Source organism: Alkalihalophilus lindianensis, assembly GCF_032843265.1.
Lineage (GTDB): Bacteria > Bacillota > Bacilli > Bacillales > Bacillaceae_D > Alkalihalophilus > Alkalihalophilus lindianensis.
The window spans coordinates 1-267 of record NZ_JAWJBA010000418.1 but is presented as its reverse complement, the minus strand read 5'-3'; the positions used below and the strand labels follow the sequence as shown (position 1 = coordinate 267).

The 267-nt window shown below is 34.8% G+C and carries 1 protein-coding gene; it reads left to right on the top strand.

Translation table 11 applies throughout. The features are described 5' to 3' along the window. Positions 1 to 267: tyrosine-type recombinase/integrase (locus tag RYX56_RS22845; protein WP_439108530.1), on the top strand; the 267-nt coding region annotated here is incomplete at both ends.

Here is a 267-nt window from a genome sequence, read left to right as displayed (position 1 = left end):
AAAACTTCTAACTCACTAGAGCTCCCAATGGAAGCTATGATTGGAAACGCATTGTATAGCTATATCATCAATGAACGTCCTAAAAGTGAACAGCCTTTTGTTTTTCTCAAAAACAAGCAAAAAGATTCGGTAATAGGCAAATCAGCCGTTTCTATTGCAGTTAACAAAATCATGAATGCCGCAAATATTAGAATGAATCACAATGATAGAAGAGGCACACATATTTTTAGACATAAGCTTGCATCATCCATGCTTAAGGAAAGTATA